The sequence below is a fragment of the Mesorhizobium sp. M4B.F.Ca.ET.203.01.1.1 genome (assembly GCF_004791025.1).
Classification (GTDB): domain Bacteria; phylum Pseudomonadota; class Alphaproteobacteria; order Rhizobiales; family Rhizobiaceae; genus Mesorhizobium; species Mesorhizobium abyssinicae.
The window spans coordinates 119,762-140,955 of sequence record NZ_SRUO01000007.1; the positions used below are offsets into that span (position 1 = coordinate 119,762).

The 21,194-nt window shown below is 63.4% G+C and carries 24 protein-coding genes and 1 pseudogene; 18 read left to right on the forward strand and 7 right to left on the reverse strand.

Annotated elements, in window-relative coordinates:
• The first annotated feature begins 198 nt into the window (after positions 1–198).
• From moaA to EN846_RS17355, 13 genes are all read left to right on the forward strand, one after another.
• Positions 199–1,194: a GTP 3',8-cyclase MoaA gene (moaA, locus tag EN846_RS17295; protein ID WP_127391892.1), complete on the forward strand. Its 996-nt coding sequence runs from the start codon at positions 199–201 to the stop codon at positions 1,192–1,194.
• 52 nt (positions 1,195–1,246) lie between these two features.
• Positions 1,247–1,720, forward strand: a complete 474-nt coding sequence (locus EN846_RS17300) for a hypothetical protein (RefSeq protein ID WP_127283138.1) — start codon at positions 1,247–1,249, stop codon at positions 1,718–1,720.
• A gap of 121 nt (positions 1,721–1,841) precedes the next feature.
• Entirely contained in the window at positions 1,842–2,198 is a 357-nt protein-coding gene (locus tag EN846_RS17305; protein ID WP_127391891.1) for a hypothetical protein, read from the forward strand.
• Between the two features lie 121 nt (positions 2,199–2,319).
• The gene (locus tag EN846_RS17310) at positions 2,320–3,240 is read left to right on the forward strand and encodes a DMT family transporter (protein WP_127391890.1); all 921 of its coding nucleotides are present in this window, start codon (positions 2,320–2,322) and stop codon (positions 3,238–3,240) included.
• Between the two features lie 60 nt (positions 3,241–3,300).
• Entirely contained in the window at positions 3,301–3,927 is a 627-nt protein-coding gene (gene mobA, locus EN846_RS17315) for a molybdenum cofactor guanylyltransferase MobA (protein ID WP_127391889.1), read from the forward strand.
• Positions 3,924–4,433, forward strand: coding sequence for a molybdopterin-guanine dinucleotide biosynthesis protein B (gene mobB, locus EN846_RS17320; RefSeq protein WP_127287050.1), 510 nt, complete (start codon positions 3,924–3,926; stop codon positions 4,431–4,433). The genes mobA and mobB overlap by 4 nt, the downstream gene beginning before the upstream one ends.
• Before the next feature lie 213 nt (positions 4,434–4,646).
• Positions 4,647–5,429: an ABC transporter substrate-binding protein gene (locus EN846_RS17325; protein WP_127287049.1), complete on the forward strand. Its 783-nt coding sequence runs from the start codon at positions 4,647–4,649 to the stop codon at positions 5,427–5,429.
• Positions 5,430–5,539: 110 nt separating this feature from the next.
• Positions 5,540–6,256: an ABC transporter permease gene (locus EN846_RS17330; RefSeq protein WP_127287048.1), complete on the forward strand. Its 717-nt coding sequence runs from the start codon at positions 5,540–5,542 to the stop codon at positions 6,254–6,256.
• Entirely contained in the window at positions 6,253–7,083 is an 831-nt protein-coding gene (locus EN846_RS17335) for an ABC transporter permease (protein WP_127311153.1), read from the forward strand. The genes EN846_RS17330 and EN846_RS17335 overlap by 4 nt, the downstream gene beginning before the upstream one ends.
• Positions 7,084–7,196: 113 nt before the next feature.
• Positions 7,197–8,066 (forward strand): NAD(P)-dependent oxidoreductase, encoded by an 870-nt coding sequence (locus EN846_RS17340; RefSeq protein WP_127391888.1) that lies wholly within the window; start codon positions 7,197–7,199, stop codon positions 8,064–8,066.
• Between the two features lie 8 nt (positions 8,067–8,074).
• Positions 8,075–8,779 (forward strand): DNA alkylation repair protein, encoded by a 705-nt coding sequence (locus EN846_RS17345; protein ID WP_127391887.1) that lies wholly within the window; start codon positions 8,075–8,077, stop codon positions 8,777–8,779.
• Positions 8,739–9,317 (forward strand): GNAT family N-acetyltransferase, encoded by a 579-nt coding sequence (locus tag EN846_RS17350; protein ID WP_127391886.1) that lies wholly within the window; start codon positions 8,739–8,741, stop codon positions 9,315–9,317. The genes EN846_RS17345 and EN846_RS17350 overlap by 41 nt, the downstream gene beginning before the upstream one ends.
• 46 nt (positions 9,318–9,363) lie before the next feature.
• The gene (locus EN846_RS17355; protein ID WP_127391885.1) at positions 9,364–9,933 is read left to right on the forward strand and encodes a DUF3299 domain-containing protein; all 570 of its coding nucleotides are present in this window, start codon (positions 9,364–9,366) and stop codon (positions 9,931–9,933) included.
• Positions 9,934–9,978: 45 nt separating this feature from the next.
• Here EN846_RS17355 and EN846_RS17360 read toward each other — a convergent pair whose 3' ends face one another.
• The 4 genes and pseudogenes from EN846_RS17360 to EN846_RS17375 form a co-directional block, all read right to left on the reverse strand.
• On the reverse strand, positions 9,979–10,470 hold the full coding sequence (locus EN846_RS17360; RefSeq protein WP_126054500.1) for an Lrp/AsnC family transcriptional regulator: 492 nt from the start codon (positions 10,468–10,470) through the stop codon (positions 9,979–9,981).
• 144 nt (positions 10,471–10,614) lie between these two features.
• Positions 10,615–11,232 (reverse strand): annotated as a pseudogene (locus tag EN846_RS17365) (uracil-DNA glycosylase family protein); the annotation flags it as partial.
• A 7-nt stretch (positions 11,233–11,239) separates the two neighbouring features.
• Positions 11,240–11,851, reverse strand: coding sequence for a glutathione S-transferase (locus EN846_RS17370; protein ID WP_127391883.1), 612 nt, complete (start codon positions 11,849–11,851; stop codon positions 11,240–11,242).
• A gap of 34 nt (positions 11,852–11,885) precedes the next feature.
• Complete coding sequence (locus EN846_RS17375; protein WP_135858432.1) at positions 11,886–12,509, reverse strand: thermonuclease family protein; 624 nt, start codon at positions 12,507–12,509, stop codon at positions 11,886–11,888.
• A gap of 75 nt (positions 12,510–12,584) precedes the next feature.
• On the opposite strand from EN846_RS17375, the gene EN846_RS17380 reads away from it, so the two are divergent.
• Positions 12,585–14,105 carry a HAMP domain-containing sensor histidine kinase gene (locus tag EN846_RS17380; RefSeq protein ID WP_127391882.1) on the forward strand — a complete coding sequence of 507 codons (1,521 nt, stop codon included), beginning with the start codon at positions 12,585–12,587 and terminating at the stop codon, positions 14,103–14,105.
• Here the strand turns inward: EN846_RS17380 and EN846_RS17385 are convergent.
• Complete coding sequence (locus EN846_RS17385) at positions 14,102–15,100, reverse strand: nicotinate-nucleotide--dimethylbenzimidazole phosphoribosyltransferase (protein ID WP_128346901.1); 999 nt, start codon at positions 15,098–15,100, stop codon at positions 14,102–14,104. The two genes, EN846_RS17380 and EN846_RS17385, sit on opposite strands and share 4 nt — an antisense overlap.
• Before the next feature lie 162 nt (positions 15,101–15,262).
• Between EN846_RS17385 and EN846_RS17390 the strand changes: the two genes are divergently transcribed.
• Together EN846_RS17390 and EN846_RS17395 are read left to right on the forward strand one after the other, a co-directional pair.
• The gene (locus EN846_RS17390) at positions 15,263–15,496 is read left to right on the forward strand and encodes a DUF1289 domain-containing protein (protein WP_127286247.1); all 234 of its coding nucleotides are present in this window, start codon (positions 15,263–15,265) and stop codon (positions 15,494–15,496) included.
• Between the two features lie 13 nt (positions 15,497–15,509).
• Entirely contained in the window at positions 15,510–16,214 is a 705-nt protein-coding gene (locus EN846_RS17395) for a TIGR02281 family clan AA aspartic protease (protein ID WP_127310972.1), read from the forward strand.
• Between the two features lie 6 nt (positions 16,215–16,220).
• Here EN846_RS17395 and dusA read toward each other — a convergent pair whose 3' ends face one another.
• On the reverse strand, positions 16,221–17,225 hold the full coding sequence (gene dusA / locus EN846_RS17400) for a tRNA dihydrouridine(20/20a) synthase DusA (RefSeq protein WP_127393525.1): 1,005 nt from the start codon (positions 17,223–17,225) through the stop codon (positions 16,221–16,223).
• Between the two features lie 169 nt (positions 17,226–17,394).
• Positions 17,395–19,440, reverse strand: a complete 2,046-nt coding sequence (locus EN846_RS17405; protein ID WP_127284342.1) for a flotillin family protein — start codon at positions 19,438–19,440, stop codon at positions 17,395–17,397.
• A gap of 595 nt (positions 19,441–20,035) precedes the next feature.
• Between EN846_RS17405 and EN846_RS17410 the strand changes: the two genes are divergently transcribed.
• Together EN846_RS17410 and EN846_RS17415 are read left to right on the forward strand one after the other, a co-directional pair.
• Positions 20,036–20,632: an ankyrin repeat domain-containing protein gene (locus EN846_RS17410; RefSeq protein ID WP_128346913.1), complete on the forward strand. Its 597-nt coding sequence runs from the start codon at positions 20,036–20,038 to the stop codon at positions 20,630–20,632.
• A 13-nt stretch (positions 20,633–20,645) separates the two neighbouring features.
• Positions 20,646–21,146 (forward strand): YHS domain-containing (seleno)protein, encoded by a 501-nt coding sequence (locus EN846_RS17415; RefSeq protein ID WP_127394263.1) that lies wholly within the window; start codon positions 20,646–20,648, stop codon positions 21,144–21,146.
• The last annotated feature ends 48 nt before the right edge of the window (positions 21,147–21,194 follow it).

Sequence of the window (21,194 nt, forward strand, 5' to 3'; positions counted from 1 at the left end):
GGATCGTTCCTGCGTCATTTCCACCCTTCCCTACGCTGCTTCGCCGCAGGCGAAAAGGCCATTGCAGGGCGGCCGACACGCGATGTCGGTGGGGGAATGTTACCAAAGATCAAGACCGGCTATCTTGAATGAAAGGCCGTATCGTATCACATAGCGGTATATAACGACGCCGTTCGCGGCCACGGGAAACGCAAAAGCATGGACATGATCGATCCTTTCGGTCGAACGATCAGCTACCTGCGCGTGTCGGTCACCGACCGCTGCGATTTCCGCTGCACCTATTGCATGGCCGAGGACATGACCTTCCTGCCCAAGAAGGATCTCCTGTCGCTTGAAGAGCTCGACCGGCTCTGCACCGTCTTCATCGAAAAGGGCGTGCGGAAACTGCGCCTCACCGGCGGCGAGCCGCTGGTGCGCAAGAACATCATGCACCTCGTGCGCCAGCTGTCGCGGCATCTGAAGAGCGGCGCGCTGGAAGAGCTGACGCTGACCACCAACGGCTCGCAGCTGTCGCGCTTCGCCGCCGAGCTCGCCGATTGCGGGGTCGAGCGCATCAACGTCTCGCTGGACACGCTCGACGCCGACAAGTTCCACCAGATCACCCGCTGGGGCCATCTCGGCAAGGTCATGGAAGGCATCGACGCCGCCCAGGCGGCCGGGCTGAAGGTCAAGCTCAACGCGGTGGCGCTGAAAGACTTCAACGACGAGGAACTGCCCGAGATGATGCGCTGGGCGCATGGCCGTGGCATGGACCTCACCGTCATCGAAACCATGCCGATGGGCGAAATCGACGCCGACCGCACCGACCAGTACCTGCCGCTGTCGTTGCTCAGGGCCCAGCTCGAGCGCCAGTTCACGCTGAGCGACATCCCCTACAAGACCGGCGGCCCGGCCCGTTACGTCCATGTCGCCGAGACCGGCGGCAGGCTAGGCTTCATCACCCCGATGACGCATAATTTCTGCGAAAACTGCAACCGCGTCAGGCTGACCTGCACCGGCACCCTCTATATGTGCCTCGGTCAGGAAGACGCCGCCGACTTGCGCGCGCCGTTGCGTGCGTCCGAAGGCAACGAGCTGGTCTCCGCGGCAATCGAGGAGGCGATCGGGCGCAAGCCCAAGGGCCATGACTTCGTCATCGACCGCCGCACCAGCCGGCCGGCGGTGTCCCGGCATATGAGCGTCACCGGCGGCTGATCTTTTCCGCCATTGAGGCAAGGATCGCCTCCGTCATTGGCTGGAGACTGGCTTGAAGCACCTTTTCCCGACCCTGGCCATCGCAGCGTTGAGCATCGCAGCGGCAGCCAGCGCCGCGCCGTTCACCTACACCAATCAGCGCTTTGGCACCGTCTGCACCTTTCCGGACGAGATCTTCAGCATTCGCGAGCCCGAGCCGGAGAATGGCGACGGGCAGCAATGGAGCGCGCCCGACGGAGCCAGCCTGATCTGCTCTGGCATCCTCAACGTCGATGACGACACGCCGAAAAGCTTTGTCTCCTCCGAGAAGGCCAGCGCCGAGCCAGGCTACAAGATCACCTACAGCAAGGCCGGCAAGGATTGGGCGGTGCTGTCCGGCATCAAGGACGGCAAGATCTTCTACGAGCGACGCCTGTTCGGAAAGGACGGCGTCATCCGCACGGTCTGGATCGAGTATTCGCAAGCTCTGAAATCGAAATACGATCCGCTTGTTGGCGTCATTGCCGGAAGCCTCAAGGGGCCGTGAGCATTTTGCGCCACACCACGAAATAATCCTCGCCCGCCAAAGGGCGGCCGATTTACCGACTCGATGTTCCAGCCTAGCCTTCCAGTGGACGTGATTTTTTCACTCACAGGGGGAATGCAACATGCGCAAATTCATTCTTGCTCTTGCAATGCTCGGCTTTGCGGCGGCACCGGGGGCGGCGCAGTCGATCGGCGGCAACTATACGGTCGCCGGCACCAATTTCGACGGCTCCGCCTATGGTGGCGAGGCGACCATCACGCTGACCAGCGAGACGACCTGCACCATCCATTGGGAAACCGGCGGATCGTCGTCCGACGGCATCTGCATGCGCAACGACAATGCTTTCTCCGCCGGCTATGTGATGGGCAAGGAGATCGGCCTCGTCGTCTACAAGGTCGAGGAAGACGGCTCGCTGCACGGCCTCTGGACCATCGCCGGCAAGGAAAGCAGCGGCACCGAAGTGCTGACGCCGAAATAAGCCCTTTCGCCTTCGCGCCGATCTTTGCGGGCCACGGCGACAAACCGTGGCCCAGTGCTTTGGCGTTGCTGTTTTGCGGCCGGCTGATAGAGGCTGATCCAAAGCACAACCGGTGACGCCCTTGCCTCTTTCGCCAAACCTGCGCGGCGCGCTGTTCATGATGGTGGCCATGGTCGGCTTCACCCTCAACGACGCGATCACCAAATTCTCCTCCGAATCGATGAACATGGCGCAGGTCATGCTGATCCGCGGCGCCTTCGCCTCGCTGTTCGTCGGTCTGCTTGCCTGGCAACGCGGCGCGCTGGCAGCGCCACGGTCCATGCTGCAGCCGATGGTGGCGATGCGCGTGGCCGGCGAAGCCGGCGCCACGGTCTCGTTCCTGGTCGCGCTGGCGCACCTGCCGATCGCCAACGTCTCGGCGGTGCTGCAGGCGCTGCCGCTGGCAGTGACCATGGGCGCGGCGCTTTTCTTCGGCGAAGGTGTCGGCTGGCGGCGCTGGCTGGCGATTGCCGTCGGCTTCGCCGGGGTGCTGGTCATCGTGAGGCCGGGCTTCGAAGGCTTCAGCATCTATTCGCTGCTGGCGCTGGCGAGCGTCGCCTGCTGCGCGGTGCGCGATCTCTCCACCAGGCGCATCCCGCAAGCGATCCCGACGCTTCTGGTATCGACCGCCACGGCGCTGGCCATGACGGTGCTGGGTGCGGCGCTGCTCGCCCCGATGGGCGGCTGGACGCCGATGAGCGGCAGGGCCACCGCGCTCCTGGCGCTCGCCGCGGTGCTGGTGCTCATCGGCTACCAGTTCATCATCATGGCAATGCGCTCCGGCGACATCTCCTTCATCGCGCCGTTCCGCTACACCGCCCTGCTCTGGTCGATCCTGCTCGGCCTCGTCATCTTCGGCGACATTCCGGACCTGCCGATGGTCATCGGCGCCACCATCATCGTCGGCTCCGGCCTCTACGCGCTCTATCGCGAACGCATCGTCGGCCGGCGGCAGACCGCCGCCGAAAGCGCTGGACCTGACATGGCGCCGGACGGCATATAGGACCAAGCCTTGGGGAAGCGCCTGCTGGCGGCAATTCCGGGCGGCAAGAGACAGCGGACAATGGATCGCAACATAGCGGGCATCATCCTGGCCGGCGGCCAGTCGCGGCGCATGGGCGGCGGCGACAAGACCCTGCTCGAGCTTGGTGGCCGCAGCGTGCTCGACCATGTCGTCAAGCGTCTTGCTCCGCAGACCGGACCGCTGGCGCTAAGCGCCAATGGCGACCCGACGCGCTTCGCCAGCTTCGGGCTGCCCGTGCTTGCCGATACGGTGGAGGGGCATGCGGGACCGCTGGCCGGCATCCTGACCGGCATCGAGTGGGCGTCGATCGGCTGCGATGCCGTGGTCACGGTTGCCGGCGATACGCCCTTTTTCCCCAAAAATCTGGTCGAGCGACTGGCTGCGGCCGCCGACTCAAAGCCCGGATCGATCGCTGTCGCCAGCTCAGGCGGCAGGCGGCACCCGACATTCGCGCTCTGGCCGCTCGACGTTCATGATGCCTTGCGCCGGTTCCTGGTCGACGAGGACAACCGGCGGGTCTCTGCCTTCATCGACCGCCACGGCGTCGTCGAGGTGGAGTTTCCAATGCCGGCATCCGGCGGACATGCGATCGATCCCTTCTTCAACATCAACACGCCGGACGATCTTGCGATCGCCGAGCGACTGTTGCAGAGCATCGAGCAATGAACAGGCGCGTTTTTGGCATCACCGGCTGGAAGAATTCCGGCAAGACCACACTGACCGAGAAGCTGGTCGCCGAGTTGGCGCGGCGCGGCTGGACGGTCTCGACCGTGAAGCACGCCCATCATGATTTCGACATCGACAAGCCTGGCGCGGACTCCTTCCGCCACCGCCAGGCCGGCGCGACCGAGGTCGCGGTCGTGTCCGGTCGGCGCTGGGCGCTGATGCACGAATTGCGCAATGAGGAGGAGCCGACGCTCGAGGCGATCCTGGCGCGGCTGGCGCCGTCGGATATCGTGCTGGTCGAAGGCTACAAGCGCGAAGCGCACAAGAAGATCGAGACGCGGCGGCTCGACGCCAAGGACAGGACGCCGCTGTCGGCCAGCGATCCCAACATCGTCGCCATTGCCGCGGACTTCGCCGCCGAAGGCGGGAGCCTGCCGGTCTTCGATCTCGACGACGTCGCATCGATAGCGGACTTCGTCGAAGGCGTCTCGGGCCTGCGGCGCTGAGCGCGCCGGCGAAATAACTTTCAGCCGCCGCTAAACTTGTTCCCGGCCTCTAACCTAGCGTCATCTTCGGCCGCAACTGCCAAGCCTGCAGCCTACTGTTTTGCAGTTGCTTTTTTCGGGGAAAGAGTGGGAGTATCGCCGCCAGCGGGCGGTCAAAAGCACCGCTCACAGAGCCGCACGGAACAGCGGCCCGGACAATATGAGAGGACTAACATGCGTATTGCACTGCGTATCGCGCTCGCCGCATCGGCCGCGCTGCTGACACTTGGCGTTGCCCAGGCTCAGGAAAAGACATTGCGGATCGGTACGGAGGGAGCCTATCCGCCCTTCAACAACCTGACCGCCGACGGCCAGCTCGTGGGCTTCGACGTCGACATCGCCAAGGCGCTCTGCGACGAGATGAAGGTGAAGTGCACCTTCGTAGCCCAGGATTGGGACGGCATTATCCCGGCACTGCAGGCCGGCAAGTTCGACGCCATCATCGCCTCGATGTCGATCACGCCGGAACGCGCCGAGAAGGTCGATTTCACCCACAAATACTACAACACGCCCCCGGCGATCGTCGCGCCGAAGGACAGCGACATCAAGGGTGTGACCAAGGAAGACCTGGCCGGCAAGACGATCGGCGTGCAGGCTTCGACGACGCATTTCAACTATTCGACCAAGACCTACACCGACAGCACGGTGAAGCCCTATCCGACCGCGCAGGAATATCAGCTCGATCTCGCCAATGGCCGCCTCGACGCCGCCAATGACGACATCGTCGTGCTGCAGCAGTGGCTGGATTCGCCCGACGGCGCTTGCTGCAAGTTGATCGGGGCGATCAAGCCGGTCGTCGAGATCCACGGTCCGGGCGCCGGCATTGCCGTACGCAAGGGCGAGACCGACCTGGTCAACCAGTTCAATGCCGCGATCGACGCCATCCGTGCCAACGGAAAATACAAGGAAATCAACGACAAGTACTTCAAGTTCGACGTCTACGGCGGCGATTCCTGATCCGCCGGGATTGACGACAGGGACGGCGGGGATGTTCCCGCCGTTCCCACGAGGATGCCGCGCATCAGGAGTGATGCACGGTCTTCAGGCAAGTGGGGACAGGCAGGCGGATGCAGCAGAGCGTATGGACGCTTCTCAGTTGGGGGCCTGATGGTTGGCTCGACGACATCGCCTCAGGTGCTGCTGTCACGGTTCTTTTGGCTCTCGCAACTCTTCCAATCGGTTTGACGATTGGCTTTTTCGTAGCGCTGGGAAAACAATCCGAGGAACCCTCGCTGCGCATCGCCGCCAACATCTACACTACGATCTTCCGTGGATTGCCTGAACTGGTGACGCTGTTTCTGTTTTTTTTCGGCGGCCCGTTGATCCTGCAATATCTCATCAGACTGGTAAGACCCGAGGCGACCATCGACGTTAACGCCTTCGTCGCCGGCATGATCGTGCTTGCCATCATCTTTTCGGCTTATGCTAGCGAGGTATTCCTTTCAGCGTTCCGGGCCATCCCAAAGGGCCAATATGAGGGCGGCTATGCAGTTGGCCTTTCATACGGGCAAACGATGCGCAAAGTGATTTTGCCGCAATTGGTTCGCATCGCCTTTCCGGGCCTGGAGAATTGCTGGCTGAGCCTGCTCAAGGACACGTCGCTGGTGTCGGTGGTCGGTTTGGCTGAAACGCTCCGTCAGGCTGGCGTGGCCGCACGCGTCACCAAACACACATTCCTGTTCTTCAGTGTGGCCGCCGCGGTATTTCTTATCTTGGCGGTTATTTCATCCTTTGCCACCGGCGCCATACAGCGCTCGCTCGCCCAGCGGGACGCGCGGCGATGAGCGTTGCGGCCGACGCCAAAAACGTTGTGGAACGGCCGCCCCCGCGAGCACGCGGCTGGCCGCGTTCCCGAATTGTCGGCTACGTGCTGATAGGCGTCTGGGTTGCCGCTGGCGGCGGCATTGTCGCCTATCTGGCTTTCGCCTGGAACAGCGAACTCTTTGCCAAGTACGGCCCGAGCTACCTGCAAGGGCTCGGCGTCACGCTTTCGCTGGTTGGCATTTCGATTGTCCTTGGCGCCATACTGTCACTTCCAGTCGCCTATGCACGCATGTCGAAGAACCGGGTCTTGTCAGGTCTTGCCTATTGTTACGTCTATTTCTTTCGCGGAACGCCGCTGCTCGTCCAGACTTTTCTGGTCTATTACGGGGTCGGCTCGTTCAAGCCGCAACTCGAAATGGTTGGGCTGTGGGGCTTCTTCCGTGAGGCGTTCAACTGCGGCGTCTTTGCCTTTGCCCTGAACACGGCTGCCTATCAGGCTGAAATCCTACGCGGCGCCATCGAAAGCGTGCCAAGGGGCCAATGGGAGGGTGCCGCTTCGCTCGGCCTGCACAAATTGCAGACGTTGTGGAAGATCATCCTGCCGCAAGCATTGGTCGTCGCGCTGCGGCCGTATGGCAACGAGCTTATCCTGATGATCAAAGCGTCCGCGATCGTCGCCATTATCACCGTGTACGACCTGATGGGCATGGCAAAACTTACCTACGCGCGCACCTTCGATATCCAGGCCTATATCTGGGTCGCCGTCGTGTATCTGGTGATTGTCGAGGTGCTGCGCCACGCGATCGAATGGATCGAACGTCGGATCACCATTCACCTCAAGCGCTGATCGAAACCGCCTTTCTGCACCAGTCGATCGAGCGCTCCGCGCCTTGACGAATTCACCGCATGGCCTAGAGCTTGCGCCAGCAAAATCTGGTTCCCGTTTTGGAAGGCAAGCTCATGGCATCGGTGGCATTTCTCGGTCTTGGCGTCATGGGCTATCCGATGGCCGGGCACCTCAGGAACAAGGGTGGCCACGACGTCACCGTCTACAACCGCACCACGGCCAAGGCCGAGCAATGGGTTGCCCAGCACGGCGGCAAGCTGGCGCTGACGCCGGCCGAAGCGGCCGACGGCAAGGATTTTGTTTTCTCCTGCGTCGGCAATGATGACGACCTGCGCTCGGTCACGACCGGTGCCAAGGGCGCCTTCGCCTCGATGAAGAAGGGCTCCGTCTTCATCGACAACACCACCGCATCGGCCGAGGTCGCGCGCGAGCTGGATGAAGCCGCCCGAAGGGGCGGCTTCTCCTTCCTCGACGCGCCGGTCTCCGGCGGCCAGGCCGGCGCCGAGAACGGCGTGCTCACCGTCATGGTGGGCGGCGAGCAGGCAGCTTTCGACAAGGCGAAACCCGTCATCGAGGCTTTCGCCCGCATGGTCGGGCTGATGGGGCCGGCGGGCGCCGGCCAACTCACCAAGATGATCAACCAGATCACCATCGCCGGTCTCGTCCAGGGGCTGGCCGAGGGCATCCATTTCGGCAAGAAGGCCGGGCTCGACATCGAGAAGGTGATCGAGGTGATCTCCAAGGGCGCTGCCGGTTCCTGGCAGATGGAGAACCGCCACAAGACGATGAATGCCGGCAAATACGATTTCGGCTTCGCCGTCGACTGGATGCGCAAGGACCTCGGCATCTGCCTGGCGGAGGCCGACCGCAACGGCGCCAGGCTGCCGGTGACCGCGCTCGTCGACCAGTTCTACAAGGATGTGCAGGCGATGGGAGGCCGGCGCTGGGACACATCCTCGCTGCTCGCTCGCCTGGAAAAATAGAGAACGCGATGGCCGAGCTTTCGCCCCAATCGAGCGCCGACGAAATCGTCGCGTATCTGCGCTCGGTCGGCTCGGAGGAAAATCGCCACGGCATGCTGCGCTACGGCATCAAGATCGAGCGTGCGCTTGGCATTCCGCACGGCGTGCAGCGGCAGATCGCCAGGAAGATCAAGCGCAACCATGAACGTGCCTTCGAACTCTGGCAAACCGGTATCATGGAAGCGCAGTTCATCGCTTCCGTCACGGCCGACCCGAAGCGGTTTTCAGCCGCGGATGCGAGGCAATGGGCGGCGTCTTTCGATTCGTGGGATATCGTCGACGGTGTCTCCGATCTCTTCGTCGACACAGAGTCCTGGAGGGAACTGATCAACGAGTTCGCCGCCGACGAACGCGAGTTCGTTCGACGCACGGCCTTTGCCATGATGGCTTGGTCGGTCGTGCACCGGAAGAAGGAGCCGGTGGCGACCTTCCTCGACTTCCTGCCGGTCATTGAGGCCCATGCCACCGACAGCCGAAACTTCGTGAAGAAGGCGGTGAACTGGGCTCTTCGTTCGATCGGCAAACGATCGATGGAAATGCGCGGCGCTGCCCTTGCTGTCGCCGAACGACTGGCGCAGTCGACCGACAAGACGGCGCGCTGGATTGGCAAGGACGCAGTGAAGGAACTGACCAATGCCAAGACGATCGAGCGGATCGCCGCCAGGAAAGGCTGACGGCGCCGAAATCCGCTTCGCGGAGGTGACGCGCGCGACACGCGCGGATTTCGAGGAACTTTTCGAACAGCCGGGCGCGCCGAAATATTGCTGGTGCATGGCCTGGCGCCATTCCAGCCGCGAGCACGTCCGGAACGCCGAGAAGAAGCGCATGATGATGGGCCTGATTGAGACCGGGACGCCCGTCGGCATCGTCGCTGAAGTCGACGGCAAGCCGGCCGGCTGGTGCTCGGTCGCGCCGCGCGAGACCTATCGCAGGCTCTCAAAGCTTCAGGACGACAGCGAAACGGGCGTCTGGTCGATCGTCTGCTTCTATGTACCGAGGGCCCTGCGCGGCGGCGGGCTCGCGGCGGCGCTGCTCGACGCGGCGATTGACCATGCCTTTGACAGGGGCGCGCGCGTGATCGAGGCCTATCCGGTCGACCAGGCAGCGCCAAGCTACCGCTTCATGGGTTTTCGCGACATGTTCCGGGTGCGAGGCTTCCACGAGATCGGCACCGCGGGCTCGCGCCGGCATGTGATGCGGCTCGAGCGTTGACGCCGGGGACGGCGGCGTCTTTACTCAGGTGCAAAGGAAGCAGCCAGTGAGCAAGCATCTCAAATCAACCATCGCGCTCTCCGCTGCTTTGCTTATTTCCATTGCCGCCGATGCCTCGGCCGAGACCGCGCATATCTTCTGGAAGGACCTGCGGCCGGCGACGCAGGCGATCGCCGAAGACGCCAACATGCCGATGATCGCGGCGAAACTGCCTGACCACGGCGAGACTCTGTCCCTGGGCCTCCAGGACAAGACCGTTCAATTAGCCGGCTACGCGCTGCCGACCGATCGCGACGGCGACCTCGTCTACCAGTTCCTGCTGGTGCCGTGGACGGGCGCCTGCAGCCATATGCCGACGCCGCCGCCCAACCAGATCGTGCTGGTGACGCCGGCACATCCCTACAAGATGTCAGAGGCCTACCAGCCGGTCTCCATCACTGGCGTGCTGAAGCCGGGGATGGAGAAGAGCCAACTCTTCATCCTCGATGGCGTCTCGGTCATCCAGTCGGGCTACACGGTGCGCAAGGCCGAGGTGGCAAGCGTCAACTCGGTGCCGGACACGGTCACCTTGCCGGTCAGCTCGCCCTGGAGTTTCCTCAACAAAAAGAAGAACTAGGCAGGCTTGCGTGACCTTTCCGGAGAACGGCCACGCATCAGCACCTCAAGCCGCGTTGGCGCCGGCTTCCTTATCCAGCACCATGTAGTCGAGCGGAATCTCGGTCGTGTACTTGATCTGCTCCATGGCGAAGGACGACGAGACGTCGCGGATCTCGATCTTGGCGATCAGCCGCTTGTAGAAGGCGTCGTAGGCGGCGATGTCGGGCACCACCACGCGCAGCAGATAGTCGACGTCGCCGCTCATGCGGTAGAATTCGACCACTTCCGGAAATTCCTGGATCACCTCGGAGAAGCGCCGCAGCCATTCATGGCTGTGCGAATTGGTGCGGATCGACACGAAGACGGTGACGCGCACATTGACCTTCTCGTGGTCGAGGATAGCGACGCGCCGCTTGATGACGCCCTCTTCCTCGAGCTTCTGGATGCGGCGCCAGCAAGGCGTCGTCGACAGGCCGACTTTCTTGGCGACATCGGCGACAGCCAATGTCGCATCCTCCTGCAGGAGGCGCAGAATCTTTCGGTCAAGGCGGTCCATCGGATGCTCCGTTAGTGCATGTCGCCCGGCTTGCGTGGCGTGCGCTTTGAGGAATAGTTTGTCCATAATCCCTTTTATTCTGGCCTTTCACAAGAAAGAAATTCTGCCAGACAGGCGGAAAGCGGGTGTTTTCTTGCTGTATGCCTAACCAAGGCGATAGCGGATTTCCGACCTCAGGAAGGGCAGCAAATCCATTTCAAACCACGGATTCTTCTTCAGCCAGCCGGTGTTTCGCCACGATGGATGCGGCAGCGGCAACACTGTCGGGCCGGCCGGCGCATCCCATATCGCGCGCCAGTTCCTGACGGTTTCCGTCAACGAGGACTGCCGCGCCGTGCCCATGTGCCAGGACTGCGCGTAGCCGCCGATGGTCAGCACCAGATCGATTTGCGGCATCAGCGCCATCAGTTCGGCGCGCCACGCCGGCGCGCATTCGCGGCGCGGCGGCAGGTCGGCGCCCTTGGCATCCTGGCCGGGAAAGCAGAACCCCATCGGCACGATTGCGAATTTGTCCGTGTCGTAGAACTCCTCGCTGGTTACGCCAAGCCAGCTGCGCAGCCGGTCGCCGGAGGCGTCGGTGAACGGCATGCCCGAGAGATGGACCTTGGTGCCGGGCGCCTGGCTGGCAAGCAGGATGCGCGCTGTCGATGACGGAAGCAGCACCGGGCGCGGCTCGTGCGGCAATGGCCGGCCAAGCGGCTTCTCGACGCAGATGCGGCAGGCGCGGACCCTTGCCGTCAGTCTCTCCAGCGCTTCGCTCATCCGGGCCTCAGGCGGCCGCGCTCGGCCGGCTGGAGATCGCCGCGTGCCAGCGCAGCACATTGGTGCACTCCTCCGGCACCCTGATGCGGGCCGGCTTCATGAAGTCGATGGCGATCAGCCCGGTGATGTCGGCTATCGAGTAGCTGTCGCCAGCAGCGAATTCCCGTTGCGCCAATTCGGCATCGAGCAGCTTCAGGAATTCGATCGCCTTCGGCTTGTTCGCCTCGCCCCACTCCGGGACCTGCGGCACCTCCCATTCCTTCATCGCCGGATGAATGTGGCGAAAGGCCTGGGCGACACTGCTCAGCAGATTGAGCTCGATGCGCCTTTGCCACATCGCGACCTTCGCCTTGCCGAGCGCGCCTTGCCCGAACAAAGGCGGCTCCGGATAAAGCTCCTCGAAATAGCGGCAGATGGCGACGGATTCGGTGATGATGGTGCCGTCGTCGAGCTCGAGCACCGGCAGGCGCTGCAGCGGGTTGCGCGAACTGACGGCCTGCTGCTTGTGCTCCAGCGCGCCCATGTCGACAGGCACCAGCGGAACCTCGATCCCTTTCTCGGCGAGGAAAACCCGCACCCTGCGCGGATTGGGGGCGCGGCCGCCGTCGAACAGCTTCATTGTCATCCTCCCGATCCGATCTCGCTCCATCTCCTTACCGGAAGCGGAAAAACTCGCGCAAGGCGTCTCCTATAGAGGCCAAGGTGCCATGCTTCCTTTCGACCAGTCCGTGGCCGTGCGTATCGCGCCAGTCCTGCGGCTCGTCGAAGGTGCCGGCCCAGATGCCCGCCTTGCCGGCGCGGGCGCCGGCCTCCTCGGTCTCGAAATCGCCATAGGCGACGGCCCAGCCGGCCTCGACCTGGGCGCGGTTGAGGTCGACGCCGCCCGCCTTGCAGTCGCCAAGCAGCCGGCCATAGCGGTCCTGCTGCCAGCCGCTGCAGGAGACGGGACGGCCGCCTATCAGCTGCACCAGCGACTGCCGCGCGAGCTTGCCGCACGCATAGTCGGCGCCACCCCTGCGGCAGGTCTGCTGGTACTCCGGCGCGTCGATGCCGCGCATGCGGATGCGCGTGGCGCCTAGCGTGATCGAATCGCCGTCATTGACGATCGCCGCGCCCGCGGCCTCGCGCGTCTCGAAGCGGTCGAGGCGGGCCGCGAGCAGGATCAGCAGACCGAGCAGAACTATGGTCAGGCAATAGTCGAAAAGCCGCCGCCACAGGCTGCGAGGCGGCTGCGGAGCGTATCGCCGGCGCGGCCTCGGCGACCAGGAACGGCTCATATGGCAAACAGTCTCTTAATCATTCGAACGTAGCTTAACGAATTGAAATCGCTGCGCGCAGAAATTGAAGTTTGTATGCCTTTGCTACGCTCAAACACAGCGGACAAATTCATTGTGGACCGCAGGAAACCGCATCGCAACAGCGATGTGGCGCGCGCGGTGCGCAGAACCCGTGACCGTCTTTCGCAGCAGGCCGGCAATCTCGATTTCGACCGCGAGCTCCTGAAGCTGCATGCCCGCACCATGGTGGTCAGCGCGACCGCCATACCGATCCTGGTGCTGGCGATCGCCGCGACCGGCCTGTTGGCCGGCCTCGACAAGAAGATCGGCATCTGGGCGCTGTTCACCCTGCTTTGCTACGCGATCGTCGCCTTCATGGCGCGGCGCATCGAGCGGACGGAAGCGTCCCAGATCGATCCGTCGCAGGCGCGGCGCGATTTCCTCATCGGGCATTTCCTGTGCGGCCTTGGCTGGGCCTGGTTCGCTTGGTTCGGTTGCGACACCTGCCAGATCGATCAGTTCCAGGTGGTCAAGGCGATGGTGCTTCTGGTCGCCATGGCGGCCACCGCAGTGATGGCATCCTCGCTGGGCGGCGCGCTGCTGGCGACCTTCGCGATTCCCGTCGCCGTCTATGCCTATGCCGGAGCACGAACGTGGCTGCCGATCGAGGTTATCATGGCCGCGCTGCTGGTCACCGCCCTGCCCTTCTTTGCCTACGTCGCGCGCAATCTCAACCAGGCCTCGCTGATGCTGATGTCATTCCGTTCGGAGAAGGATGCGCTGATCGCCGAGGTGGAGACGGCGAAATCGATGTCGGACGAGGCGCGGCGTCGGGCCGAGGATGCCAATCTGGCGAAGTCGCGCTTCCTCGCCTCGATGAGCCATGAGCTCAGGACCCCGCTCAACGCCATTCTCGGATTTTCCGAAGTGATGGCCAATGAAGTGCTCGGCCCGATGAACAACCCCACCTATCGCGACTATGCTCATGACGTGCACGAGTCCGGCCAGCATCTGCTCGACCTGATCAACGAGATCCTCGACCTGTCGCGCATCGAGGCTGGCCGCTACCAGCTCAACGAGGAGCCGGTGATGCTGCTCACCATCGCCGAGGACTGCTGCCACATGATGGAGTTGAAGGCTCGCAACAAGGACATCCGCGTCATCCAGGATTTCGAAACCACCTTGCCGCGCCTGTTCGCCGACGAACGCGCGGTGCGGCAGATCGCGCTCAACCTCCTGTCCAACGCCATCAAGTTCACGCCGTCCGGTGGCGAGGTTCGCGTGCGCGTCGGCTGGACCGCCGGCGGCGGGCAATACATTTCGGTCAAGGACAATGGGCCGGGCATTCCGGAGGAAGAAATCCCGGTCGTGCTTTCAGCCTTCGGCCAGGGTTCGATCGCCATCAAGAGCGCCGAGCAAGGCACCGGCCTCGGCCTGCCGATCGTGCAGGGCCTGCTCGCCATGCATGGCGGCGAATTCGAGCTTCACTCCAAGCTGCGCGAGGGCACCGAGGCGATCGCCATCTTCCCGCTCAGCCGGGTGATGGAGGAACTGCCGGCCCTGCCGACCAAGACGGTCGCGGCGCGCCGGCGCTAGGTCCGGGCCGCGGCCGCCATGCCGGAACTGGTGAGGGCGGCAGCCTTGACCAGCCCGGCGGCAAGGCCTGCTCCCACAGCTTCGCCATGGCTGACGCCAAGATCGAGCAACGGCCGCAGGCCAAGCCGTTCGATTGCCCTGGCGTGTCCCGGTTCCGGCGACAGGCTGGCCACCAGGCAGTGGGCGATCGCCGCTGGGTTGGCGGCGTGCAGAACAGCGGCCGTCGCCGTCGCCGCAAATCCGTCCAGCAGCACCGGGATCTTCTGCATGCGGGCAGCGAGGATGGCGCCGGCGATCGCCGCGAACTCGCGGCCGCCGACGCGCCGCAAGGCTTCGAGCGGATCGCCGAGGCCGGCGCCGTGAACGGCAAGCGCCCGATCGACCGCTTCAGCCTTGCGCGCCATCATCGCCGCGTCGGCGCCCGATCCGGGCCCGACCCAATCGATACCAGCGCCGCCGAACAGCGCGGCGCACAGAGCGGCGGCGACGGTGGAATTGCCGACGCCGAGATCGCCGAGGCAAAGGAGATCGGCGCCGCCGGCGACCGCTTCCATGCCGAAGGCCATGGTGGCGGCGCAGCCGCGTTCGTCGAGCGCGGCTTCCTCGGTGATGTCTCCGGTCGAAACATCCAGCGCCAGGTCGAAGACCTTGAGGCCGAGGTCGTTGGCGATGCAGACCTGGTTGATCGCCGCTCCCCCGGCCGCGCACAGTTCCACCGCATTGGCGGTCGCCGCCACCGGCCGCGGCGAGACGGCATGGCGGGTGACGCCGTGGTTCCCGGCGAAGATCGCCACCTGCGGCCGCCTGACCGCCGGCGGCGCCTGCCCGCTCCAGGCAGCGAGCCAGGCAGCGATGTCCTCGACCCGGCCAAGCGAGGCCCTGGGCTTGTCGGCCTTGGCAAACAGCGCGCGCACGCGCGCCTCGGCCGCCTGGTCGGCCGGCGGCAGGTTTGCCAGAAGGTTGCGAAAATCGTTGAAAGGCGATGCGCTGGTCATGCGGCCTACAATGGTTTGCTGGAAGGTTTGAGCGGCATAACCGCCTTGCTGCGCCAGCACAACCTTCGGGGCTTGCCGTGAAAGCAGCAAAGCGCGGCGCATTCCGTGGGGCTTGCATTGGCATGGACGTTGCACCATGTGGAAGTAGCGCAAGAGAACATCATGACGGCCATCGAATCCCCGTGCATCCTGGTCTGTTCGATCGACATGAAAACCGGCTTCTGCTTCGGCTGCGGCCGCACGCGCGACGAGATCTCCGCCTGGATCGGGATGACTCCGGAGGTTCGCCGCGCTGTCATGGCCGAGTTGCCGGCACGGCTGGAGACGGTGGAGCGGCGGCCGCGCCGGGAGACCCGCCGCACCCGGATGGCGCGCGAGCGCGACGCGTTGTCGTGAAGGGGCAACACCGATGAACCGCCTGTTCTGGATCCTGATGGTGGTGATCGGCGCCGGCGCGCTGCTTTTGATGCTCAACGATTCGGCGGGCAGCACGTTTGGCGTCGACAACTACGATTTCAGCCGGTTGATCTGGCTCGGCGCGTTCGGCACGCTGATCGGCGCCGGCCTGCTGCGCTCCGGCAGGCCGCTCGGCGACATGGCCCGCAATCTCGGCACCTGGGCCGTCATCGTGCTGGCGCTGATCGCCGGCTATCAATACCGCTATGAGCTGCAGGACGTCGCCAGCCGGGTGACGGCGGGCCTTGTCCCCGGCAGCCCGCTGGCGCTGGGCGTGGAGGACGGTCACGCCACGGTCACCCTGGACAAGGCCGACAATGGCCATTTCGAGGCGCGCATCCTGATCAACGGCGCGCCGGTGCGAGCCGTTGTCGATACCGGCGCAACCAGCATCGTGCTGACCGCGGAGGACGCCCAGGCCGCCGGCTTCAATCCGGCCACGCTCAACTTCACCATACCGGTCTCGACCGCCAACGGCATGGCGCGCGCCGCCGCCGTGAAGACCGACGAAGTGGCGATCGGCGGCATTGTGCGCAAGGACATGGCCGTGATGATCGCCGCGCCCGGGATGCTCGGCCAGAGCCTGCTCGGCATGAACTTCATCGGCTCGCTGTCGGGCTTCGACGTGCGCGGCGACCGCATGGTCCTGCGCGACTGAATGCCCTCAGGCCGCTTCGGCCGCCGTGCCGCTGAGGTCGACAGCGGCAAAGGCCGTCTTCAACACCTCCGGTCCGGCGCCCGGCCTCGTCGCGTCCGTCGACAGGATCTGCCGGTAGCGGCGCGCGCCCGCCAGGCCGTGGAACAGGCCGACCATATGGCGCGTGACGTGGCCGAGCCGCCCGCCCTTCTCGATATGGCGCGCGGCATAGGCCGCCATGACATCGATCAGAGCGGCATAGTCGAACGCCGCGGGCGGCTCGCCGTAGAACATGGCATCGACGCCGGCCAGGATGCCCGGCGTGTGGTAGGCGACGCGGCCGAGCATGGCGCCGTCGGCATGGCAAAGGTGCTCGCGCACCGCGTCCAGCGATTGGATGCCGCCATTGATGCCGATGAATTCATTCGGCTTTCTCACCTTGAGACGATAGACCCGACCGTAGTCGAGCGGCGGGATGTCGCGGTTTTCCTTCGGGCTGAGCCCCTCCAGCCAGGCCTTGCGGGCGTGCACCCACAATGCGTCGGCGCCGGCCGCGAAAACCCCGTCGGCCAGGTCGTCGAGCGCCGGCTCCGGATCCTGCTCGTCGACGCCGATGCGGCATTTGACGGTGACGGGAATTTTCACTCTGGCCTTCATCGCCGCGACGCAGTCGGCGACAAGCACCGGGGTCTTCATCAGGCAGGCGCCGAACGTGCCTGACTGGACGCGGTCCGACGGGCAGCCGACATTGAGGTTGATCTCGTCGTAGCCGAAGGCCTCGCCGACCGCCGCCGCCTCGGCAAGCTTGCCGGGATCGGACCCGCCGAGCTGCAGCGCCACCGGATGCTCCGCCGCGTCGAAGCCGAGCAGCCGCTCGCGCGCGCCCTGGATGATCGCGTCGGCCACCACCATCTCTGTATAGAGCAGCGCCCGGCGCGTCAGTTGACGGTGGAAGAACCGGCAATGCCGATCCGTCCAGTCCATCATGGGCGCGATGGCGAGGCGCATCTTCTTGTAATCGCTGCTCTTCATATCCGGCGGTTCTCGAGTCCTCGGTCAACGAGGCGTCGCGCTCACATAAGCGATTTTGCAGCGATTTCCTACCCGGCCGCGAAGAGCAAGCGTGCCCCGATCTCGACGCGGAACTCTGGATTGCGAACGGCAGAGCAGAAATGGGCCGGTACAACCGGCCCATTCCCAATCAATCCTCCTCAACCGGAGCCGGGATCTCATCCGGTAGGTTTTGCCGTCCAACCCGGTCGGCGACGAGCATCGAAAGCATCATCTCGACAAGGCCATTGGCGCCCCCCTTCTCGCCGCCGGTAGCGCCGATCTGGATCTGCGGCACGAGCGGTAGCTTGCCATTTTCGATGGCCTCGGCGAAGCGCATGAGAACCTGCGAGTTGAGCTGATAGTCCGGTCCGCCGAAAGCCGCGACCTTCTTCTCGGTGGCCTCGGCCTCCGCCAGGCCGACAGCGCGCACCTTCTCGGCCTCCGCAAAACCGGTCGCCTTGATGCGTTCGGCATCGGCAAGCGCGACAGCCTTGATCATGTCGGCCTCGCCCTGGCCGGCGAGGCGCACCTTCTCGGCTTCTGCCTTGGCATTGACCTGAATGGTTTCCGCCTCCTGACGGGTGCGGGCGAGTTGCGCCTTGCCCTCGTTCTCACTGATCTCGATGGTAAGTGCCGACGTCGTGATCTTGGCTTGCTGTTCGGCAAGCGCCTCCTTCTCTCGCAACGTGCGTTCCTGAGTGGCCGCCCTCTCCTGCAATTTATAAGTCTCGACCTTTTCGACTGCGATCTGGCGGTCGCGCAGCTGGATCAGGATCTGCTCTATGCTGTTCTGGTCATTGGCGGCACGGGGTGTGCCAATCAACACTTCCTGCAGCTCGAGGCTGTAGGAATTGAATTTTTCGCGCATCTCCTCGCCGGATTTGCGCTGGATATCGCTACGCTCCTGCAAAAGCTGGATCAGTGTCTTTGTCTGGGCGATATTCTTGAAATAGGCAGAAACCATCGGGTCGAGCGTCTGTTCGACCAGCCGCTTGATGTCGCCGAAACGCTGCACCACGAGCGGCGCCTTCATATAGTCGATATGCACGACGACGGAGAGCGGCAGCACAGGCTCGAACGCATCCTTGGTGATCAACGAGACTTCAGACAGGTTCTCGTCCAGCCTGTGTTCGCCAAACTGCTCCTTCGTCCATTTGAGCACGAAGTTGGTGGTCGGCACGGTGACGATGTTGCCGGCATAGGTATTGAACGCATACTTGCCCGGCAGCAGCGGTGTCGACCAGACACCGCGTGCGCCGACTTCGACCAGTTCGCCGTGACGGTATGCCTGCCCGGATATATCGGCGCCGTGGCGGCCGTTATAGGAGACGACGACACCCACCGTTCCAACGTCAATGATTGTCTTCTCGACCAGTTCGACGGTCGCGAAAATGCGATTGAGGAAGTAACTGCCGTCGGCCAGCACCTGCAACTGCCGGCCACGGTAGCCACCGGCATTGAGAAACTTCTCCGGGTCCTGAAAATTGTTGTGAAAGTTCGGGTCGTTCGGATCGTTGGCGACGGTCGGTGCGATGATCTCGCCGTCCGGCAGGGCCGGACCATCATGGATGGTGACGATTCCGATCATGTCCTCGGCATTGTGGATGACGACCGGCTCAAAGCCGCCCCGCTCCGAGATCACGCTGGACATATTGGCAAAAAGATTTTGTTCCGACGGGCTCAGATTGACGGCATGGATCGACTGGGCGGTCAGCACGATGAATTGCGCGAGATTGATGGCATAGGTGCCTTCACGCAAGATCTTGCGTTGCGGTCCTTTCTGCCCGCCTTTTTCGAGAAAGCCGCGCACATCCTGGAAATCGTCGGCGTCGGTGTTGGAAGCAAGTGTCTGCGTCGGAGGCAGCGGCTTGCCATCCCGGGCAAAGACATAGCCGATCTGACCCTGCGGGATGGTGACAAGATTGGCGCGATGAATCGAATATTGGAACGGCATGAAGAAATGGAGGCCGCCGCGCACGACTTCCGGCTGGTAACCTGCCTCACGGTTGAGCGCGATGAAGCCATTGCTGACGGAACCGCGAAAACTCCATAGTTTTTCCAAGATGCCGAGCCTGTCGTTTGGGATGTAGCGGACCACGCCGCTCCGCCAGAACAGGATTGCCAGCACGATGACCGGCACGGCTATCTCGATTGCCGTCCATGTCATCGGCTCGAGATATTGTAGGGCTTCCATCTCTTCTCTCCCATGGGGCGCACGGGTTCGTTCACCCGAGGGCCACCCGGTTGGTGTTTATTGATGAAGCGGGGAGATCGCGCACCGGCACGCTCGACGCACTAAGGGCTTGTCGAACGTTTGGGCTGCTCATTGTATGGAAAAATGACCGCGCATCCCGAGTCCCCAAGTACGGGAGGCGCGGCCGTGAGCGATGTTACATCGGTGTTGCCTTGATAGACATAACAATAAATGACGTAGGTATCGCACCTACAGGTTTAAAGATACTCCGCGCGGGAATCGTATAAGTTATTTCCAACGCTTTCGCTATTTCGAAAGCGTGGTGGTTGCTTTTACAGTTACCAAAAGCGCGAAATGGCGTTCTTACGGGTTAGCCGCCGGCCCCCGGATCCGACTGGCTGGGCCGGCTGCAAGGGAGGAGCGAGCGCCGAACGCGAACACGTCTTCGGCTAGCTTCCAGCGGCGAGTAAACTTGGAAGTCGCAACCGGGGTAGCGCCCTTGTCTTCCCTCTCAGTTAGCGGTCCGCCCGGTCGCTCGAAGGGCTACCCAGGTGAACTGCCGCATGGTATTTTAGGCGCCTCTAAAGGACAGGCGATGCGCGGCTTGTTTGCAATGGTCGGTCTGGCTTTCGCCGTTGCGACGGCCGCGGCAGACCCGTTGTTCGATGCCGTTGCCGCAGGAGATCCCAGCGCCGCCAAGGAGGCTTTGGCCGGCGGCGCCGCCGTTGACGGTCGCGCGCGCGACCAGGCAACGCCCCTCATCAATGCCGCGCTTGCCGATCAGCCGGCGATCGCCGAACTGCTGATCGCCAAGGGCGCCGACGTTATGGCGCGCAATTCCGGTGGCTTCACGCCCCTTCATGCCGCAGCCTATTCCGGCAGCCTGCCTGTTGCCAAACTCCTGCTCGACCGTGGCGCCGTGCTCGACGACGCGGCCAACAAGGCAGGCGTCACGCCGATGATGGTGGCGGGCGAGGAAAACCATCTGGAGGTGGTCGAGTTCCTCATCTCCAAGGGCGCTGACGTCGCCCATCCCGAGGTCCACGGCTACGCGCCGATCAGCCGCGCCTTCTGGAAGGGCAACTTGGAGATCGTTCGCCTCTACAAGCGCCACGGCGCCGCTTGCCAGAAGCCGGAAGTCATCAAGGACACAGAAGAGAACTACAAACGGTGCATGGACATTCACGATTGATGGGAGACGCGCAATGTACGTGGCAGACGCAAGCAGATCTCCGAGCAACCTTATCCTGGCGGGCGCACTAGCCTTCTCGGTTGTCGGCGCGGCCCCCGCGCATGCCGACGGCTCGGTGAACACCGGCTACTTCGGCGGCGTGGCCATCATGGGCTATGATCCGGTCGCCTATTTCACCGACGGCAAGGCGGTCAAAGGTTCGGAGAAAATCGCTTATGACTGGCTCGGCACACCGTGGAATTTCGCAAGCGACGAGCACCGCAAGATGTTCATGAGCGAGCCTGTCAAATATGCTCCGCAATATGGCGGCTATTGCGTGGGCGAGGTTTCGCTAGAATCGGTGACGGTCAACGTCGATCCCGAGGCGTTCAAGATCATCGACGGCAAGCTCTATCTAGCCTACGACAAGCCTGATATGGAAAATATCGCCGCCCACGCCGACGACGTTTTGCCAAAAGCGGAAGCTGCTTGGCCGGCCGTCAAGGCAAGGCTGGAGCGCGACCAGATCAATTGATCCGACCGCTCGGGCGCTTTGATGTCTCCGCCCTAAAGTGTGCGGCGC

Bases quoted from the DNA above. Each gene is read 5' to 3' on its own strand.
- EN846_RS17380 (WP_127391882.1), top strand. From the start codon at position 12,585: ATGCCTTTGCTACGCTCAAACACAGCGGACAAATTCATTGTGGACCGC.
- EN846_RS17335 (WP_127311153.1), top strand. From the start codon at position 6,253: ATGAGCGTTGCGGCCGACGCCAAAAACGTTGTGGAACGGCCGCCCCCG.
- moaA (WP_127391892.1), top strand. From the start codon at position 199: ATGGACATGATCGATCCTTTCGGTCGAACGATCAGCTACCTGCGCGTG.
- EN846_RS17395 (WP_127310972.1), top strand. From the start codon at position 15,510: ATGAACCGCCTGTTCTGGATCCTGATGGTGGTGATCGGCGCCGGCGCG.
- EN846_RS17375 (WP_135858432.1), bottom strand. From the start codon at position 12,509: ATGAGCCGTTCCTGGTCGCCGAGGCCGCGCCGGCGATACGCTCCGCAG.
- dusA (WP_127393525.1), bottom strand. From the start codon at position 17,225: ATGAAGAGCAGCGATTACAAGAAGATGCGCCTCGCCATCGCGCCCATG.
- EN846_RS17385 (WP_128346901.1), bottom strand. From the start codon at position 15,100: ATGACCAGCGCATCGCCTTTCAACGATTTTCGCAACCTTCTGGCAAAC.
- EN846_RS17305 (WP_127391891.1), top strand. From the start codon at position 1,842: ATGCGCAAATTCATTCTTGCTCTTGCAATGCTCGGCTTTGCGGCGGCA.
- EN846_RS17345 (WP_127391887.1), top strand. From the start codon at position 8,075: ATGGCCGAGCTTTCGCCCCAATCGAGCGCCGACGAAATCGTCGCGTAT.
- EN846_RS17415 (WP_127394263.1), top strand. From the start codon at position 20,646: ATGTACGTGGCAGACGCAAGCAGATCTCCGAGCAACCTTATCCTGGCG.
- EN846_RS17370 (WP_127391883.1), bottom strand. From the start codon at position 11,851: ATGAAGCTGTTCGACGGCGGCCGCGCCCCCAATCCGCGCAGGGTGCGG.
- EN846_RS17360 (WP_126054500.1), bottom strand. From the start codon at position 10,470: ATGGACCGCCTTGACCGAAAGATTCTGCGCCTCCTGCAGGAGGATGCG.
- EN846_RS17350 (WP_127391886.1), top strand. From the start codon at position 8,739: ATGCCAAGACGATCGAGCGGATCGCCGCCAGGAAAGGCTGACGGCGCC.
- mobB (WP_127287050.1), top strand. From the start codon at position 3,924: ATGAACAGGCGCGTTTTTGGCATCACCGGCTGGAAGAATTCCGGCAAG.
- EN846_RS17405 (WP_127284342.1), bottom strand. From the start codon at position 19,440: ATGGAAGCCCTACAATATCTCGAGCCGATGACATGGACGGCAATCGAG.
- mobA (WP_127391889.1), top strand. From the start codon at position 3,301: ATGGATCGCAACATAGCGGGCATCATCCTGGCCGGCGGCCAGTCGCGG.
- EN846_RS17325 (WP_127287049.1), top strand. From the start codon at position 4,647: ATGCGTATTGCACTGCGTATCGCGCTCGCCGCATCGGCCGCGCTGCTG.
- EN846_RS17340 (WP_127391888.1), top strand. From the start codon at position 7,197: ATGGCATCGGTGGCATTTCTCGGTCTTGGCGTCATGGGCTATCCGATG.
- EN846_RS17330 (WP_127287048.1), top strand. From the start codon at position 5,540: ATGCAGCAGAGCGTATGGACGCTTCTCAGTTGGGGGCCTGATGGTTGG.
- EN846_RS17410 (WP_128346913.1), top strand. From the start codon at position 20,036: ATGCGCGGCTTGTTTGCAATGGTCGGTCTGGCTTTCGCCGTTGCGACG.
- EN846_RS17390 (WP_127286247.1), top strand. From the start codon at position 15,263: ATGACGGCCATCGAATCCCCGTGCATCCTGGTCTGTTCGATCGACATG.